This window comes from Sagittula sp. MA-2, from assembly GCF_030126985.1.
GTDB lineage: Bacteria > Pseudomonadota > Alphaproteobacteria > Rhodobacterales > Rhodobacteraceae > Sagittula.
Window position 1 is genome coordinate 27672 of the sequence record NZ_CP126148.1, and the last position, 15515, is coordinate 43186.

Sequence of the window (15515 nt, forward strand, 5' to 3'; positions counted from 1 at the left end):
AGTATTTGTGAAGCAAAGAAGCCTGGATGCAGTGCAGGCGCTGGGGGCTATTGCGCGCCTTTGGCGGTGCGGGTAGCCCCTAGCCTTCCCAGGCGGCGACGCGGCGGTCGATGGTCTTGCGCGACACGCCGAGGCGGCGGGCGGCCTCTGCCCGGTTGCCGTCGCAGAGGTCGAGCACGTGCAGGATGTGGCGCTGCATGACCTGTTCGAGGTTCAGTGTGGCGCGGGCCCCGGTCACCTTGGCATCGCCGGAGAATTCTTCCGGGAACTGCCCGAGGATCACCGAGCGTTCGATCATGTTCTTCAGCTCGCGCACGTTGCCCGGCCAGTCGTAGCGCCGCATCTTCAGCAGGGTCTCGGCGGAGAGCTCGAGCCCGGACAGTCCGAGGACGCAGGCGAAGTGCTCCATGAAGTAGGCGGCGAGTTCGGTGATGTCCTCGCTCCGCTCCTTCAGGGGCGGCATGTGGATGCGCACCACGTTCATGCGGTGGTAGAGGTCGGCGCGGAAACGGCCCTGCGCCACCGCCGCGTCGAGATCGGCGTTGGTGGCGAAGAGCAGGCGCAGGTTGAGGGGAAACTCGCGCTCGGCGCCGATTGGGCGGACGCGCTGGTCCTCGAGCACGCGCAGGAGTGCCGCCTGCACCTGGATCGGCATCTGCGCCACCTCGTCGAGGAACAACGTGCCGCCGTCGGCCAGCAGGAAAAGGCCCGGTTTGAGCGCCCCGTCGCCGCCGCCGTTGTCGCCGAAGAGTTCCTCGGCGATGCGGTCGGGGGTCACGGCGGCGCAGTTGACCGCGACGAAGGGCCGGTCGGCGCGGTCGGAGAGCGCATGCAGCTGGCGCGCGGCCAGTTCCTTGCCCGTGCCGCTGGCACCTGTGAACAGCACCGGCGTCGGCAGGGGCGCGAGCTTCTTCAGCATGGCGCGCACCTCTCCGAGCGTGTCGGAGGTGCCGAGCATCTTCACGCCGTTGGGGTCGCTGTTGAGTTCGTGGCGCAGGAGGGTGTTGTCGCGCCGCAGATACTTGCGGTCGAGCGTGCGCGCCACGGCGCCGAGGATCTGGTTGGCGCGGAAGGGTTTCAGCACGAAATCCGAGACGCCGGCCCGCAGCGCGGCGATGGCGGTTTCGAGGTCGGCATAGGCGGTGATCAGGATGGTTTCGGCCATGAAGCCGAGCCGCTTCTGTTCGGTCACCCATTCCAGCCCGGTCTTGCGCGGCATCACGTTGTCGAGGATCACGAGGTCGAAGTGGTTCTCGTCCAGCTTGGCGGTCGCCTCGTCCGGCGAGGCGGCGAGGTCGATCCGTTTCACCCTCGGCTGCAGCGTCTTGTAGAGGAAGTTGCGCATGCCGGGTTCGTCGTCGATCACCAGGATCGACGCCCCCGCGAGGTCGTTGCCGTAGTCCTCTGCCACGTCAGTCGAACCGGACGCTCTCGCCGGTGGTCTGGCGCGCGGCGGTGGTGTCGTCCAGCGCCTCCAGCCCGTAGTGCGCCGCCACGCCGATCACGGCCACCGCGACAAAACCCATCACCATTGCCTTCATTTCTCAGCCTCCTCGCCGGATTGGTCGTTGGCCGATTTCAGGAAGGCGATGAGGTCGGCCCGGTCGTCCGCCCCCGCGATCACCTGCATCGGCATCTTTGAGCCGGGAATATAGTGATCCGGCCCCTGGTCAAACAGGGCATCAATGGTGTCGTCGGTCCAGACGATGTCGGCGCCGTCGAGCGTATCGGAATAGGTGTAGCCCGGCACCGTGCCCGCCCGGCGGCCGAACACGCCGTGCAGCGTCGGCCCGGCCTTGCGCGACGGGCCAGGCTCCAGCGCGTGACAGATCGAGCATTTGCGCATGAACTGCCGTTCGCCGTTCGACATTGTCCCGGCATCGCGCAGGAAGCTGCGGTCGCCACTGATGCCCGGATCGAAGGCGTCGAGTGCCTCCACCGGCCAGCCGAAGGCCACGTCGTCCAGACCGCCCGCCCAGATCCGCGCCCCGTCGTCAGAGAAGGCCAGCGCCCAGACCGGCCCTTCGCGGGTGGCGCGGAAATCGCGGATGATCTGCCACTCTGCGGTGTCGACCATCATGATGAACCCGTGCCCGTCCCCGGCGGCAAGCTGATGGGTCCCGGCGTGATAGGCCATGGCGAGGATCGGGCGGCGGTCCAGCGTGAAGTCGGCGATCTGGCCGCCCTGGTGGTCGATCACCCGCGTCACCCCGTCGACGGCGCCATAGGCGATCCAGTCGGGGGTCACGACGATCTCGTTTATGCCGAAGCCGTGGCTGACGATCTGGTCGGCGGTCTGCTCGATCAGGTCGTAGCGCAGGAGGTAGCCGTTGGAAGTCGCGGCCCAGACCCGGGCCTTGTCGTCTATGGCCACGGCGTTCACCCCGCCGGGCGCGTCGAGGAACCGGCCGTCCGTTCCGCCGGACAGCGGCCAGAGCCCGATGGTGCCGTCCCAGCTTGCGCTGGCGACGAGGCGTGCGTCGGGTGACATGGCCAGCGCCGTGACCTTGCCCTTGTGGGTGCCGAGGAGGCTGGACGTGCCGTCCTTGTCCCAGAGCCGCACGGTGAAGTCGTCCGCGCCGGAGATCACTGCGCCGTCCGGCCCGAAGGCCACCGCGTTGACCGCCGCCTCGTGACCTTCCTGCCATTCCGGCTCGCCCGCCGACCAGACGCCGACGGAGTTGTCGAAGCTGGCGGTGGCCACGCGCTCACCAGAGGCGGCGATGCCCATGATCGGTCCGCCGTGTCCCTTGAGGGTGGTGAACTCCTGCGCCCCGGCGGCCGAGGCGCAGAGGCACAGGATCGCAAGCCAGCGCATCACTCCGCCGGGGTCGCCTGTTCGGGCGCCCTGCCCTCGCGCGCGGCTTCGCGTTCCTTGACCTTCTCGTACCAGATGGAGTGGTGCTGTTCGGCCCAGTTCTCGTCCACCTGGCCGGATCCCATGGCGTCGAAGGCGCCCTCCATCCCGATCGAGCCGATGTAGATGTGGCCGATGATGATCGCCATCAGGACAAAGGCGACGATGGCGTGCCAGAGCTGGGCAAGCTGCATCTCCTCCTGCGGGGCAAGCGCCACGGGCAGCGGCTCCATGCCGAGGAGGCCGGTGATGCCGATGTCGTTCAGCAGCGTGAAGGTCTTGCCGAACAGCGGCAGGTCGAAGGGGAAGAGCAGCGACAGGCCCGACAGCGAGATCGACGCGCCGAACAGGATCACCGACCAGAAGATCAGCTTCTGGCCCGCGTTGAACTTCTTCGCCGGGGGGTGCTTGTCGCCGACGATGCCGCCCGCCTGCTTGAACCAGATGATGTCCAGCTTGTTGGGGATGTTGTGCGCGACCCACAGGATGAAGACCAGCACGATCCCCAGCATGAAGGCCCAGCTGACGTTGTTGTGGATGTACTTCGAGACGGCCAGCCAAACGGAGTTCGCGTCATGGCCCAGCACCGGGATCAGGAACTTGCGCCCGAAGAGGGTGAAGAGCCCGGTGAAGGCCAGGAGCACGAAGGACCCGGCGGTCATCCAGTGGGTGAAGCGTTCGAAGGCGTGAAAGCGGGTGACGGTCTTGCCGGTCTTGCCGCCCTCGATCCTGATGCGGCCGCGGAACAGGAAGAAGACGGCGAGGATGCCGATGGTCCCCAGCAGCAGCCAGCTACCATAGGTGCGCAGCGGGCCGTCGCGCACGGTCAGCCATCTCATGCCGCCGTCCTGCATCAGCACTTCGCCGACCGGCCGGTGCGTCGAGACGGTCACGTCCGCCTTGTTGTAGCGCAGCGCGCGCCACAGGTCCGGGTCGGACGAGGTGCCGAGCGGCGCGGTGTTCGGTGGCGGCACGGCGTCGCCGCCGATGTTCGTCGACCGGAAGTCGTCGTTGACCGGCAGGCCCTGCTGCCGCCGCAGGATGTCTTCCAGCGTCTGCGCGCCGCCGGTTTCCAGCCGGGCCGCGGCCAGTTCTGCCTCGGTCTCGTCGATGCGCGGACCCGGTGCCATCCAGAACGAGAATATCGCAATGGCCAGCAGCACGAGTATGAAGGCGACGAAGCCGCTCGAACGTTCAGTCGTCATGTCAAACCCCATCGGCCACGAAACCCCCTCCGGTCCGTGGCAAAAAGGGCGAGGCCGCGAAGGCCCCGCCGTCATGGTGCAGATGTAGGCCGGACAGGCGCCCGGCCCACGCGTGGAAAGGCGTCAGCCGCCCTTCTGGTCGTAAGCCGTGCCCCAGCCCCAGGCGCCGGAGCCGAAGCCCCGTGCGACCACGCGCTCGCGGTAGATGGCCGACACAACGTCGCCATCGCCCGCCAGCAGGGCCTTGGTGGAACACATCTCGGCGCAGATCGGCAGCTTGCCTTCCGCGATCCGGTTGCGGCCGTACTTCTGGAACTCCGCCTGGGAGTTGTTCTCTTCGGGACCACCGGCGCAGAAGGTGCACTTGTCCATCTTGCCGCGCGACCCGAAGTTGCCCGCCTGCGGATACTGCGGCGCGCCGAAGGGGCACGCGTAGAAGCAGTAGCCGCAGCCGATGCACAGGTCCTTGGAGTGCAGGACGACACCTTCTTCGTTCTGATAGAAGCAGTCGACCGGGCACACCGCCATGCAGGGCGCGTCCGAGCAGTGCATGCAGGCGACCGAGATCGAGCGTTCGCCCGGCTGGCCGTCCTGGATGGTCACCACGCGGCGACGGTTGATGCCCCACGGCACCTCGTGCTCGTTCTTGCAGGCGGTGACGCAGGCGTTGCATTCGATGCAGCGTTCGGCGTCACAGAGGAACTTCGCTCTTGCCATGTTTCTCTCTCCTTATGCCGGCATGATCTTGCAGAGGGTGGCCTTGGTCTCCTGCATCTGCGTGACGGAGTCGTAGCCGTATGTCTGCGCCGTGTTGCAGGATTCACCAAGCACGATGGGGTCCGCCCCTTCCGGGTACTTCGACCGCAGGTCCTCGCCCTGGTACCAGCCGCCGAAGTGGAATGGCATGAAGGCCACGCCTTCGCCCACCCGCTCGGTGACCATCGCCTTGACCTTGACCTTGCCGCCTTCGGGACCTTCGACCCAGACCATCGCCGCGTCACGCACACCGAGGTTGTTGGCGTCGCGCGGGTTGATCTCGACGAACATGTCCTGCTGCAGCTCGGCGAGCCACGGATTGGACCGGGTTTCGTCCCCGCCGCCCTCGTACTCGACCAGTCGGCCGGAGGTGAGGATCATCGGGTAGTCCTTGGAGAAGTCCTGCTTCTGGATCGACGCGTACATGGTCGGCAGACGGTAGAACTTCCGGTCGTCGTAGGTGGGATAGTCGGCCACCAGGTCGCGCCGGTTGGTATACAGCGCCTCGCGGTGGATCGGCACGGGATCGGGGAATTCCCAGACCACGCAGCGCGCCTTGGCGTTGCCATAGGGCGCGCAGCCGTGCTCGATCGCGACCCGCTGGATGCCGCCGGAAAGGTCGGTCTTCCAGTTGGTCTTCGGACCGGCGATCTCGTCGATCACCTTCCGCTCCTCGTCGGTCAGGTCGCTGTCCCAGCCGAGGTCCATCAGCATCTGCATGGTGAATTCGGGGTATCCGTCCTGGATCTCCGAACCCGGGTTGTAGACGCCTTCCGCCAGCAGGTTGTCGCCGTTGCGCTCCACACCGTAACGGGCCCGGAACGGCAAACCGCCGTCCTTCACCGCGAGGTCGATGTTGTAGAGGTTGGGCGAGCCGGGATGCTTGATCTCGGCGGTGCCCCAGCACGGCCACGGCAGACCGTAATAGTCGCCGTCGGCAGGTCCGCCCACCGCGCGCAGCGTGGTGCGGTCGAAGGTGTGCTGGTTCTCCATGTGGAGCTTGAGGCGTTCAGGTGTCTGGCCGGTGTAGCCGACCGTCCACATGCCGCGGTTGATCTCGCGTAGCGTGTCCTCGATGCTCGGGGTCACACCGTCATCCTCAAGCGCGATGTTGCGGAAGAGCCGGTCGTGGTAGCCGAACTTCTTGGCGAACAGGCCGATGATCTCATGGTCGGGCTTCGACTCGAAGATCGGTTTCACCACCTGCTGGCGCCACTGGATCGAGCGGTTCGACGCGGTGACCGAACCGTGGGTCTCGAACTGCGTGGCCGCCGGCAGCAGGTAGACGCCATCCGTCCGATCGTGCAGCACGGCCGTCACGGTCGGATAGGGGTCGACCACCACAAGCAGGTCCAGAAGCTCCATCGCCTTCTTCATCTCGACCATGCGGGTCTGAGAGTTCGGCGCGTGGCCCCAGAAAACCATGCCGCGGACCTTGTTGGGCTGGTCCATGTTCTCGGCGTCTTCAAGCACACCGTCGATCCAGCGCGACACCGGAATCCCGGTCTCGTACATCAGGTCCTTTTCCTTGCCGTCGGCGCCGGGCATCTTGGCGAACTGACCGTTCAGCCAGTCCCAGTCCTCGCCCCAGACGCGGGCCCAGTGCTCCCACGAGCCCTTGGCCAGGCCGTAGTAGCCCGCCAGCGTGTGCGACAGGACGCCGAGGTCCGTGGCCCCCTGCACGTTGTCGTGGCCGCGGAAGATGTTGGTGCCGCCGCCGGACACGCCCATGTTCCCCAGCGCAAGCTGAAGGATGCAGTAGGCGCGGGTGTTGTTGTTGCCCGTGGTGTGCTGGGTGCCGCCCATGCACCAGATCACGGTGCCGGGACGATTGTTCGCCAGCGTCCGCGCTACGCGCTCGAGCTGGGAGCCGGGGACGCCGGTGACGCGCTCGACCTCTTCCGGCTTCCACTTGGCCACTTCCTCGCGGATCTGGTCCATGCCCCAGACACGGGTGCGGATGAACTCGCGGTCTTCCCAGCCGTTCTCGAAGATGTGCCAGAGGATGCCCCAGACCAGCGCCACGTCGGCACCGGGGCGGAAGCGCACGTATTCGTCCGCATGGGCCGCCGTCCGGGTAAAGCGCGGATCGCAGACGATCAGCGGGGCGTTGTTCTGCTCCTTGGCGCGCAGCACGTGCAGCAGCGAGACGGGGTGCGCCTCGGCCGGGTTGCCGCCGATGATGAAGATCGCCTTGGAGTTATGGATGTCGTTGTAGGAGTTCGTCATCGCGCCGTAGCCCCAGGTGTTGGCAACACCTGCAACCGTGGTCGAGTGACAGATCCGCGCCTGGTGGTCGACGTTGTTCGTCCCCCAATAGCGCGCGAACTTCTGGAACAGGTAGGACTGTTCGTTGCTGTGCTTCGCCGAGCCCAGCCAGTAGACGGAATCCGGGCCGCTTTCCTCGCGGATCGCCATCATCTGGTCGCCGATCTCGTTGATCGCGTCTTCCCAGCTGATGCGGACCCACTCTCCCCCGACCTTCTTCATCGGGTACTTGAGGCGGCGTTCGCCATGGGTGTGCTCGCGCACGGAGGCGCCCTTCGCGCAGTGGGACCCGAGGTTGAACGGGCTGTCCCAGCCGGGCTCCTGCCCGATCCAGACGCCGTCCGACACCTCTGCCATGACGGTGCAACCGACCGAGCAATGGGTGCACACGGTTTTCTTCAGGTCCACCTTGCCGGTGGCAGCGGTCTGCGCACTGGCCTGCTGGACGGTTCCTCCGGTCGCTGCAATCGCGGCAAGGCCGCCGATCGCCAGACCGGACCCGCGGAGGAATCCGCGCCGGTCAACCGAGGTCTTGGCAACCTCGGACAGGATCGAAGTCCGCTGGGGGCGTCGCGCAACCCCGTTGGTCTTTTTCCTAAGCATGTGTCTCTCTCCCTCAACGCACCTCGCGGTGCGAAAGACAGTGCCCGGCGCACAGGCGCAGAGCGGTGAAGGCGGAACGGTCGGGCCTCACGCAACCAGTTGTTCCACCAGCGGGGTGCCACGCCCGGGCGGGGCGTCAGCGGGGCGCTCGGCCAAGGGCCTGTGCGCGGGCGCGGATCAGAACCGCGCGGTGTCGAAGTAGGCGCGGGTGTGCACCGTGTCCTGCATCCGGTTGGACGACAGGTCCGGCTCCGCGGCTTCGGCCTGCGTACCGGCTGTGGCGACGGCCACGGCGGCGGCGGGCGCGGCGGTCCCGGCCAGCTTCAGGAAGTCGCGCCGGGACGCTTCTTTCTCTGACATGTCTTTCTCCTCTGTTGGTTCCGGCGCGTCCCCCGCGCCGCTCGTTTGACGGGACCCGAAGGCCCCGCCGGCTCAGCCGAGACGGAAGGCTTCCGCCTCGATTTCCATGAAGGTGCGCCCGATGGTGCCCACCGGCGCGTAGAACACCGATCCCTTGGCGTTCTCGAGGTCACTGAAGAAGTGCCCGGCCCAGGATGCGATGTGCTTGTTGAAGAAGGTCTTCTGCGCCTCCAGCGACGCGGGCGAGCTGAAGCGTCCGACGATCAGAGCGCCCATCATCTCCATCAGGCTGGCGATGTTGTCCTCCGGCTCGAACACGTTTTCCGCGCGGGCCAGCCCGTGCGCCGTCATGTCCTGCCGCAGCAGGGCCAGCGGCTTCTCGTTCAGGAAGCCGGTCATGTAATAGGAGGCATAGGGCAGCAGCTCACCGCGCCCGAGGCCGATGAACAGCTTGTTGTATTCGGTCACGACGCTGCGGGGCTTCGTCACCTTCGCCATCTTGGCCAAAGTGGAGATCGCCTCCCCCAGCGGCGTCGCATCGCCGGACAGCGACGCGGTCTGCGCCAGCAGCATCTCGTCCGGCGGCCCGGAGAGGATGACCCCGAGGAAATTGTAGAGGTCCGCGCGCAGGCGGTCCTCTTCGGCGATCTTCGGTGCGGGTGCTGCGGTCATGCCTGTCCTTCCGTCTCTGCGAACACGAAACGCATCCGCCGCGTTGTGGCGGGCACGGCGTCTTCGCTGTCGTGTGTTTCCGTCTCGGTCGCCACCTCCGCGGCGTCGTCTTCCGGCTCTGCAATGGCAAGTTGCGTCGGCGGATCCGGCAAGGGTGCGGGCTCTCGGACCGACACCAGCTCCGGCGCGGGCGTGTCGTCCTCTTCGGCATCGTCGGCGGCGCCCTCCGCTTCGGCGAGCTTCGCCGCCTTGGCGTCCGCCTCCTTCGCGGCCTCGGTCACCTTGTCGAACATGCCCTTGCCGACCTTGTAGGCCGTCTTCATGTCCGGCACGCAGCGCGCGGCGTCGGTGTAATCCTCGCCGTAATCCACCAGCCCGTCGAGGTTCGCGAGAACCGGGTTGGTGCGCCACAGCTTGCGCAGCGCCCGTGCCTTCAGCCGCTGCGGCAGCGCGGACTTCATGAAAGCGCGCACCTGCTCCGCGGTTTCGAGATCCTCCGGCATGGGCTGTCCGGCCTCGGCCAGAAGCTCCTCGTCGGTCTTCTCCGCCAGTGCCTGTTCCTCGGCGGCCCGTTCGGCGGCAAGGCGCGCCTCTTCCTCGGCGCGAGCCTCGGCAGCAACAGCGGCACGGCGCTTGTCCCAGAAACCGCTCATGACAGATCCCCGCGCCCGCGGACGGACAACCGGCGCCCACTTGTCCTGCACGCACTCATTGCAACCGCCTCCGCTTCAGCGCCGGAGAGGCGTAGATGTCGCCCGGCTTTGCCACTCGCGCATCGCCGATCCCGTCCTCGACCAGATCAATCCGCTTCTTGTCGCGCTTGCGCTTCACGAAGACCTCTTCCTGGTGGTGCGCCTCGATGAACTCGCGAACCCAGGCGACCAGCCCGTGCGGCATCGGCACCTTCTCAACCAGCTCGTTGCCGCTGTCGGTGTAATCCTGCGCTTCGAAGGGGGAGGCCGTGACCTTCAGCACCTCGTAGGGATGCGGGCCGTCGTTAGTTTCGCGCATCACGACGTAAAGGCTCGGCACCTCGTCGCTGATCGCCTGAAGGTAGGCTTCGGTTTCGGCGCCGTGCAGTTCCAGAACCGGGGTCGCGGCGTGGTACTCCACCGCCTCGCCTTCGCGGCGCATTTCCTTCCACTCCGCCGGGCCGGCCCCGGGCAGCACGGCGGCTGCCGTCCAGTGCCACTTTGCCCAACGCGTCACACCCGGAGTCCGTCTCAGGACGACCCCGACCGGCATCGTTCGGTAGGCATTCGGATTGTGGATCACTCTGAAATCTCCCTGCCCCAACCTTTGCGCAGCTTCGCAGACCGGTGAAGCGTTTTCGTGCACGACGGTATCCCAAACCCCCGTCCCGGTCATTTTGACCAGCCCCCGCGGTGGCCCCGAACGCCCTTGGCCAACTAGTCCATCTTGACTGTTTTCATCGGGAAAGAGGCGCTCCGCGACCGCGCGAATCACCCCGCGGGAATCGCGGCCAAAGGCGCCCTGCCCTGCCCCGATGCGCGCCGGGAAAACGGTTGTGGGCGCCTCCGAATCATGTGTAGCTACCGGCTGCGGCGACGTTCGGAACGGCCTGAATCCGGCCCCCGCCACGGGAGGAACACCATGATCAAGTCCTTGATTACATGCGATTGTCTCGGCTCGCAGAAGATCGACGCAGAGGCTCTGTCGCGCACCACCGGGCTGGACGTCCGCCCCCCCTGTTCGGCGCTCTGCACGAAGGAGCTGCCCCGCGCCGCAGAGGCCTTGACGCAGGGTGACACAATTTTCTGCTGCACCCAGGAGGCCCGGGTTTTCGAGGCCCTCGCAGAGGACATGGACCTCCCCGCGCCCCCAACCCTCGACCTGCGCGACCGGGCGGGGTGGAGCGCCGATCCGGCCTCCAAGGTGGCCAAAATGTCCGCGCTGGTGGCCGAGGCGATGCTGCCCGCCGCGCCGGAAAAGACCATCGACGTGATTTCCGAAGGGGTGTGCCTGATCGTCGGCCCGGCAGAGGCCGCGCTGGCCGCCGCCGAACAGCTCAGGGATCACCTTGGCGTCACCGTCCTGCTGCCGCCCGGCGCGGACATCCCCGACACCCGCGCCTTCGACGTCATCACCGGCCGGCTGCGTCGCGCCAAGGGCGCGCTCGGCCAGTTCGAGGTGGTGATCGACGCGCTGCGCATGGTCGAGCCCGGCGGGCGCGGCGGCTTCACCCTGACGGAGCCGCGCGACGGCGGCGCCTCCCAGTGCGATATCCTCCTGGATCTTCGGGGCGACACGCCCCTCTTCCCGGCGCACGAAAAGCGCGAGGGCTACCTGCGCGCCGATCCGAACCACGCCGCCGCCGTCTCTGCCGCGATCCTCGCCGCGTCCCACCTGACCGGCACCTTCGAGAAGACGATGCACGTCCGGATGGAGCCGCTGCTTTGCGCCCATTCCCGGGCCGAGCAGACCGGCTGCACCCGCTGCCTCGACCTCTGCCCCACGGGCGCGATCACGCCGGACGGCGAACATGTCTCCGTCGACCCGCTGATCTGCGCGGGCTGCGGCGCCTGTTCGGCGGTCTGCCCTTCCGGCGCGATCAGCTACGACGCCCCGCCGGTGGACCTGACCATGCGCCGGGTGCAGACGCTGGCGAAGACCTTCCTCGACGCGGGTGGCGCCGCGCCGCGCCTGCTGGTCCACGACGACAACGGGGCCGAGATGATCCGCCTCGCCTCGCGCCATCACACCGGCCTGCCCGCCGACGTGATCCCGCTGGAATTGCCGAAGGTCGGCGCCTTCGGCCATGCAGAGATCGTCGCGGCGTTGGCAGCCGGGTTCGCCTCCGTCGCGCTGCTGCCGGGACCGAATGCTGACATGGACGCAATCGGCCCGCAGGTCGAATTGGCCCGCGCCATCGGCGGCGCCACCCGCGTGACGGTGATCGACACGCCCGACCCCGAAGCGCTCTCCGACACGCTCTACGGCGCCGAGGCGCCTCAGCCGCTCGACACCGCGAACGTCAGGCCCATGGGCACCCGCCGCCAGATCACCCGGCAGGCGGCGCGGGCGCTGAACCCGGTGGCCGAGGTCCTGCCCCTGCCCGAGGGCGCGCCCTACGGGGCCGTTCTGGTGGATCAGGACGCCTGCACGCTCTGCCTGTCCTGCGTGTCGCTCTGCCCTTCGGGCGCGCTTGGCGACAACCCCGACCGGCCGGAGCTGCGCTTCCAGGAGGACGCCTGCCTGCAATGCGGTCTCTGCGCCAACGTCTGCCCGGAGGCAGCGATCAGCCTTCAGCCGCAGCTCGACCTGACGCCCGCGGCCCTGACGCAGCGCATCTTGAAGGAAGAGGAGCCCTTCGCCTGCATCGAATGCGGCAAGCTCTTCGGGGTGAAGTCGACGGTGGAGAAGATCACCGAAAAGCTGCAGTCGCATTCCATGTTCGCGGGCGACCGGCTGCGCATGGTCCAGATGTGCGACGACTGCCGGATCAACGCGCAGTATCACTCCGACGACAACCCCTTCGCCAGCAAGCCGCGCCCGCGTCCGCGCACCACCGAGGACTACCTGTCAAAGCGGCGCGACCACTGATGTCAGCGGAAATCCAGCGGTGCGCCGAGGTCGGCGGCCTCCATCGCCGCGACATAGGCCAGCACCGCATCGACCTCGTCCAGTGTCATCTCCATGGGGACGATCGGGCTGGGCCGTGCCTCGTCGAACGGCGGCGAGACGCCCTCGATCTGGGTAAAGGCTGGGTGCGGGTTCAACGCGTAGAACCCCATGAATCGGTCGACCCAGTCCGGGAAGGCGCGCATGACCATGAAGCTGGGGGTGGAGCCGATGCTGCGCAGCGCGCCACCCTCTTCGACGGCGTGGCAGCGCCCGCATTTCAGGCGCGAGACCTCAAGCCCCAGCGCGGCGTCGCCGTCTGGGACGAAGGCCGCGACCTCGCGCTCCTTCGGCTTGGGCAGGGTGAACAGCGCCTCGCCTTCCGGCGCGTAGGAGGTGACGGTGTTGCGCCCGACCTCGCCGGTCAGCCAGTCCGCCAGCTTCGCCGTCCACTCCGTCTGATCGGTGACCTGCATGGACCAGACCGCGCCCGCGCCTTCGAACAGCGGCGTGCCGTCCTCGCCCAGAACCATCTGCGCGACGGCCGGGTCATCCACCACCTCCACCTGCACCTGCGTCTTCAGCCTGAAGCGCGGCAGGATGTAGTCCAGCAGACCGGAGGCCACCAGCGGCTCCGGCGCGAACAGACGAACGGCACGATCCTGTGCGACCGCCTTGAAGGGCAGCACGGCAAGGGCCAGTATCAGCAACCAGACACGCATGCCGTCCAGCCTATGGGCCGGGCGTGCCATGCGTCAACATCTCAGGGAGCGATCCAATGAGCGACGATTTCAACATGTCGATGCGCAAGTTCCTCAAGCAGGTCGGCGTGACCTCGCAACAGGCCATTGAAGGGGCGATGCGCGACGCCGAAACCGCCGGAAAGTCCTTTCCGGTCAAGGCAGTCATCACAATCCCCGAGCTTGGCCTGACCCATGAGGTCACCGGCGAGATCAAGGGTCAGGAGTAAACCTTGGCATCGCGTGAAGAGATCCTCGAGATCCTGAAGACCGTCTCCGCGCCCTCGGGCGAGGACATCGTGGCCGCCGGCGTCGTCCGTGCGCTCGGCGTGGCCGACAGCGGCGTGCGCTTCGTGCTGGAGGTCCCGCCCGGACAGGCCGACAAGTGGCAGCCGGTCAAGACGAAGGCCGAAGAGGCGCTGGCCGCCGCCGGCGTGGGCAACGTCAACATCGCGGTGACCGCAGACGCCCCGCCGCCCGGCCTCGGCGCCAAGCCGAAACCGAAGCCGCAGGGCCCGCAGAAGATCCCCGGCGTCGATCACCTGATCGCCATCGCCTCCGGCAAGGGCGGCGTGGGCAAGTCCACGGTTTCCGCCAACCTCGCCTGCGCGCTGGCGCAGCAGGGCAAGCGCGTGGGCCTGCTGGACGCCGACGTCTACGGCCCGTCGCAGCCGAGGATGCTGGGGGTCTCCGGCCGCCCCGCCTCGCCCGACGGCAAGACGATCCTGCCGCTGCGCAACCACGGCGTCACGATGATGTCCATCGGCCTGATGACCAACGAGGACCAGGCGGTGGTCTGGCGCGGTCCGATGCTGATGGGCGCGCTGCAGCAGATGATGATGCAGGTGCAATGGGGGGCGCTCGACGTGCTGATCGTCGACCTGCCGCCCGGCACCGGCGACGTGCAGATGACGCTGGCACAGAAGGCGCAGGTGGACGGTGCAGTCATCGTCTCCACCCCGCAGGACGTGGCGCTTCTGGACGCGCGCAAGGGCATCGACATGTTCAAACAGCTGAACGTCCCGATCCTCGGGATGATCGAGAACATGTCGACGCACATCTGCTCCAAGTGCGGGCACGAGGAACACGTCTTCGGCCATGGCGGCGTCGCGGCAGAGGCGGCAAAGCTGGGCGTGCCCCTGCTGGCAGAGATCCCGCTGGACCTGCAGATCCGGCTGGCGTCGGACGGCGGCGCGCCCATCGTGGTCAGCCAGCCCGACAGCCCGCAGGCGCAGGCCTTCCACGCGGTCGCGACCGCGCTCATCAAGGGCGCGCTGGCATGAGCGACCTCGCCTTCCCCCCGGCCATGTTCGGCGAGAAGGTCGACGGCGACCCGGCAGAGACGGCGATCCTGCGGGCGATCCAGGGGGTGGATGCGGGCCTCATCACCTACCGCATCGCCTCGGACCAGGTGGGGGCCGCGCTGGTCTTTGCCCCCGAGGTGCCGCTGGCGCAGGCGATGACCATGCTGCCCCTGTGCGGCGTGGGTTTCCAGAACGCGCTTGGCGCCTTGGCGCCGCCCGAAGTGGCCGTGCACCTGGGCTGGAACGGCGGGCTGCGGGTCAACGGCGCACTCTGCGGCCAGATGCGGGCCTTCGCGTCTTCCACCGATTCGGAGGCCGTGCCCGACTGGCTGGTGATCGCCTGGCAGCTCATCCTGCTGCCGCTGACGGAGGACACTGGGACGGACCCGGACCGCACCGCGCTTTACGCCGAAGGCTGCGCCGACGTCGATCCCGGGATGCTGGTCGAGGCATGGGCCCGCCACACCCTCAACTGGATCGCCAAGTGGGAAGACGCGGGCCCCCGCGCGCTGGCCGCCGAATGGCGCGGGCTGGCGCATGGCGTTGGCGACGACACGGCGCAGGACGGCCGCAAGGGCACCTTCCTCGGCGTCGACGAACACTTCGGGATGCTCCTGCGCGACGCGGATGGCACCCACCTGATCCCGCTCACCACCCTGCTGGAGGACACGCCATGAACCTCGCCCGCGCGATCCACGTGGACGAAAGCGACCAGTACGTCTTTGCCAACCCGGCGCGCACCGGGGAATGGTGCATCTCCGGCGGGTTCGAGTTCTCCGACTGGACGGAGGGCGACCTCACCGGCAAGCAGCGTCAGGCCTTCGCCAACGGCTGGCTGGGGCTGGAAACCGGTGGGCGCGTCACCTTCGTCGCCGTCACCCCCGTCACGCCCGAAGAGGTCGCCGACCTCGAAGTGAAGCTGGCGCAGCATTTCGTCACCTACTACGGCGCGCCTTCGGTCGATGCCGCCCGCCCCGTCGCCCGCGAAGAGATCTTCCACATGGCCGACCTCTGCGAGGAACACGCGCCCAACACCCTGCTGACCGTCATGCGCGACCTGACCGAGGCCGGCGTGCGCGAGGTTTTCCGTGTGATCGATCCGGAGGATGCCGACCTCGACCAGTTCGCCGTGCACGGCTCGCTGGACGAGTGACCGGGACGGCCGCAC

At 67.5% G+C, this 15515-nt stretch carries 16 protein-coding genes; 5 read left to right on the forward strand and 11 right to left on the reverse strand.

Translation table 11 applies throughout. From position 1 onward, the window contains the following. Positions 1–79 precede the first annotated feature (79 nt). From QNI11_RS23620 to QNI11_RS23665, 10 genes are all read right to left on the reverse strand, one after another. The gene (locus QNI11_RS23620) at positions 80–1411 is read right to left on the reverse strand and encodes a sigma-54 dependent transcriptional regulator (protein ID WP_283983801.1); all 1332 of its coding nucleotides are present in this window, start codon (positions 1409–1411) and stop codon (positions 80–82) included. Between the two features lies 1 nt (position 1412). After that, positions 1413–1541, reverse strand: coding sequence for a hypothetical protein (locus QNI11_RS23625; protein WP_283983802.1), 129 nt, complete (start codon positions 1539–1541; stop codon positions 1413–1415). Then, entirely contained in the window at positions 1538–2818 is a 1281-nt protein-coding gene (locus QNI11_RS23630) for a c-type cytochrome (RefSeq protein WP_283983803.1), read from the reverse strand. The genes QNI11_RS23625 and QNI11_RS23630 overlap by 4 nt, the downstream gene beginning before the upstream one ends. Then, complete coding sequence (locus tag QNI11_RS23635) at positions 2818–4062, reverse strand: formate dehydrogenase subunit gamma (protein ID WP_373418463.1); 1245 nt, start codon at positions 4060–4062, stop codon at positions 2818–2820. Before QNI11_RS23635 ends, QNI11_RS23630 begins: the two co-directional genes overlap by 1 nt. Positions 4063–4185: 123 nt before the next feature. Beyond that, complete coding sequence (gene fdh3B, locus QNI11_RS23640; RefSeq protein WP_005864014.1) at positions 4186–4779, reverse strand: formate dehydrogenase FDH3 subunit beta; 594 nt, start codon at positions 4777–4779, stop codon at positions 4186–4188. Between the two features lie 12 nt (positions 4780–4791). After that, positions 4792–7689 carry a formate dehydrogenase subunit alpha gene (locus QNI11_RS23645; RefSeq protein WP_100931178.1) on the reverse strand — a complete coding sequence of 966 codons (2898 nt, stop codon included), beginning with the start codon at positions 7687–7689 and terminating at the stop codon, positions 4792–4794. Positions 7690–7866: 177 nt separating this feature from the next. Continuing rightward, entirely contained in the window at positions 7867–8049 is a 183-nt protein-coding gene (locus tag QNI11_RS23650) for a twin-arginine translocation signal domain-containing protein (protein WP_283983804.1), read from the reverse strand. 72 nt (positions 8050–8121) lie between these two features. Beyond that, positions 8122–8721, reverse strand: coding sequence for a molecular chaperone (locus QNI11_RS23655; RefSeq protein WP_100931176.1), 600 nt, complete (start codon positions 8719–8721; stop codon positions 8122–8124). Further along, positions 8718–9374, reverse strand: a complete 657-nt coding sequence (locus QNI11_RS23660; RefSeq protein ID WP_283983805.1) for a DUF3306 domain-containing protein — start codon at positions 9372–9374, stop codon at positions 8718–8720. The genes QNI11_RS23655 and QNI11_RS23660 overlap by 4 nt, the downstream gene beginning before the upstream one ends. A 55-nt stretch (positions 9375–9429) precedes the next feature. Next, positions 9430–9966, reverse strand: coding sequence for a DUF3305 domain-containing protein (locus QNI11_RS23665; RefSeq protein ID WP_283983947.1), 537 nt, complete (start codon positions 9964–9966; stop codon positions 9430–9432). Positions 9967–10335: 369 nt separating this feature from the next. On the opposite strand from QNI11_RS23665, the gene QNI11_RS23670 reads away from it, so the two are divergent. Beyond that, positions 10336–12285 (forward strand): 4Fe-4S binding protein, encoded by a 1950-nt coding sequence (locus QNI11_RS23670; RefSeq protein ID WP_283983806.1) that lies wholly within the window; start codon positions 10336–10338, stop codon positions 12283–12285. A gap of 2 nt (positions 12286–12287) precedes the next feature. Here the strand turns inward: QNI11_RS23670 and QNI11_RS23675 are convergent, their stop codons facing one another. Then, positions 12288–13055, reverse strand: a complete 768-nt coding sequence (locus QNI11_RS23675; protein ID WP_283983807.1) for a hypothetical protein — start codon at positions 13053–13055, stop codon at positions 12288–12290. Between the two features lie 26 nt (positions 13056–13081). On the opposite strand from QNI11_RS23675, the gene QNI11_RS23680 reads away from it, so the two are divergent. Genes QNI11_RS23680 through QNI11_RS23695 form a run of 4 tightly spaced genes read left to right on the forward strand, consistent with a single transcriptional unit; the run spans position 13082 to position 15500 of the window. Next, a complete protein-coding gene (locus QNI11_RS23680; RefSeq protein ID WP_283983808.1) occupies positions 13082–13273 on the forward strand; it encodes a DUF6494 family protein in 192 nt (63 codons plus the stop codon). Positions 13274–13276: 3 nt separating this feature from the next. Further along, positions 13277–14326: an Mrp/NBP35 family ATP-binding protein gene (locus tag QNI11_RS23685; RefSeq protein WP_283983809.1), complete on the forward strand. Its 1050-nt coding sequence runs from the start codon at positions 13277–13279 to the stop codon at positions 14324–14326. Beyond that, the gene (locus QNI11_RS23690) at positions 14323–15024 is read left to right on the forward strand and encodes a biotin/lipoate--protein ligase family protein (RefSeq protein ID WP_283983810.1); all 702 of its coding nucleotides are present in this window, start codon (positions 14323–14325) and stop codon (positions 15022–15024) included. The genes QNI11_RS23685 and QNI11_RS23690 overlap by 4 nt, the downstream gene beginning before the upstream one ends. Next, entirely contained in the window at positions 15021–15500 is a 480-nt protein-coding gene (locus tag QNI11_RS23695; protein WP_100931169.1) for a DUF6505 family protein, read from the forward strand. The genes QNI11_RS23690 and QNI11_RS23695 overlap by 4 nt, the downstream gene beginning before the upstream one ends. Positions 15501–15515: the final 15 nt, after the last annotated feature.

What these genes read in the sequence shown, in the direction of transcription:
- QNI11_RS23625 (WP_283983802.1), bottom strand. Translation starts at nt 1,541, where the DNA reads ATGAAGGCAATGGTGATGGGTTTTGTCGCGGTGGCCGTGATCGGCGTG.
- QNI11_RS23630 (WP_283983803.1), bottom strand. Translation starts at nt 2,818, where the DNA reads ATGCGCTGGCTTGCGATCCTGTGCCTCTGCGCCTCGGCCGCCGGGGCG.
- QNI11_RS23635 (WP_373418463.1), bottom strand. Translation starts at nt 4,062, where the DNA reads ATGACGACTGAACGTTCGAGCGGCTTCGTCGCCTTCATACTCGTGCTG.
- fdh3B (WP_005864014.1), bottom strand. Translation starts at nt 4,779, where the DNA reads ATGGCAAGAGCGAAGTTCCTCTGTGACGCCGAACGCTGCATCGAATGC.
- QNI11_RS23645 (WP_100931178.1), bottom strand. Translation starts at nt 7,689, where the DNA reads ATGCTTAGGAAAAAGACCAACGGGGTTGCGCGACGCCCCCAGCGGACT.
- QNI11_RS23650 (WP_283983804.1), bottom strand. Translation starts at nt 8,049, where the DNA reads ATGTCAGAGAAAGAAGCGTCCCGGCGCGACTTCCTGAAGCTGGCCGGG.
- QNI11_RS23655 (WP_100931176.1), bottom strand. Translation starts at nt 8,721, where the DNA reads ATGACCGCAGCACCCGCACCGAAGATCGCCGAAGAGGACCGCCTGCGC.
- QNI11_RS23660 (WP_283983805.1), bottom strand. Translation starts at nt 9,374, where the DNA reads ATGAGCGGTTTCTGGGACAAGCGCCGTGCCGCTGTTGCTGCCGAGGCT.
- QNI11_RS23665 (WP_283983947.1), bottom strand. Translation starts at nt 9,966, where the DNA reads ATGCCGGTCGGGGTCGTCCTGAGACGGACTCCGGGTGTGACGCGTTGG.
- QNI11_RS23670 (WP_283983806.1), top strand. Translation starts at nt 10,336, where the DNA reads ATGATCAAGTCCTTGATTACATGCGATTGTCTCGGCTCGCAGAAGATC.
- QNI11_RS23675 (WP_283983807.1), bottom strand. Translation starts at nt 13,055, where the DNA reads ATGGCACGCCCGGCCCATAGGCTGGACGGCATGCGTGTCTGGTTGCTG.
- QNI11_RS23680 (WP_283983808.1), top strand. Translation starts at nt 13,082, where the DNA reads ATGAGCGACGATTTCAACATGTCGATGCGCAAGTTCCTCAAGCAGGTC.
- QNI11_RS23690 (WP_283983810.1), top strand. Translation starts at nt 14,323, where the DNA reads ATGAGCGACCTCGCCTTCCCCCCGGCCATGTTCGGCGAGAAGGTCGAC.
- QNI11_RS23695 (WP_100931169.1), top strand. Translation starts at nt 15,021, where the DNA reads ATGAACCTCGCCCGCGCGATCCACGTGGACGAAAGCGACCAGTACGTC.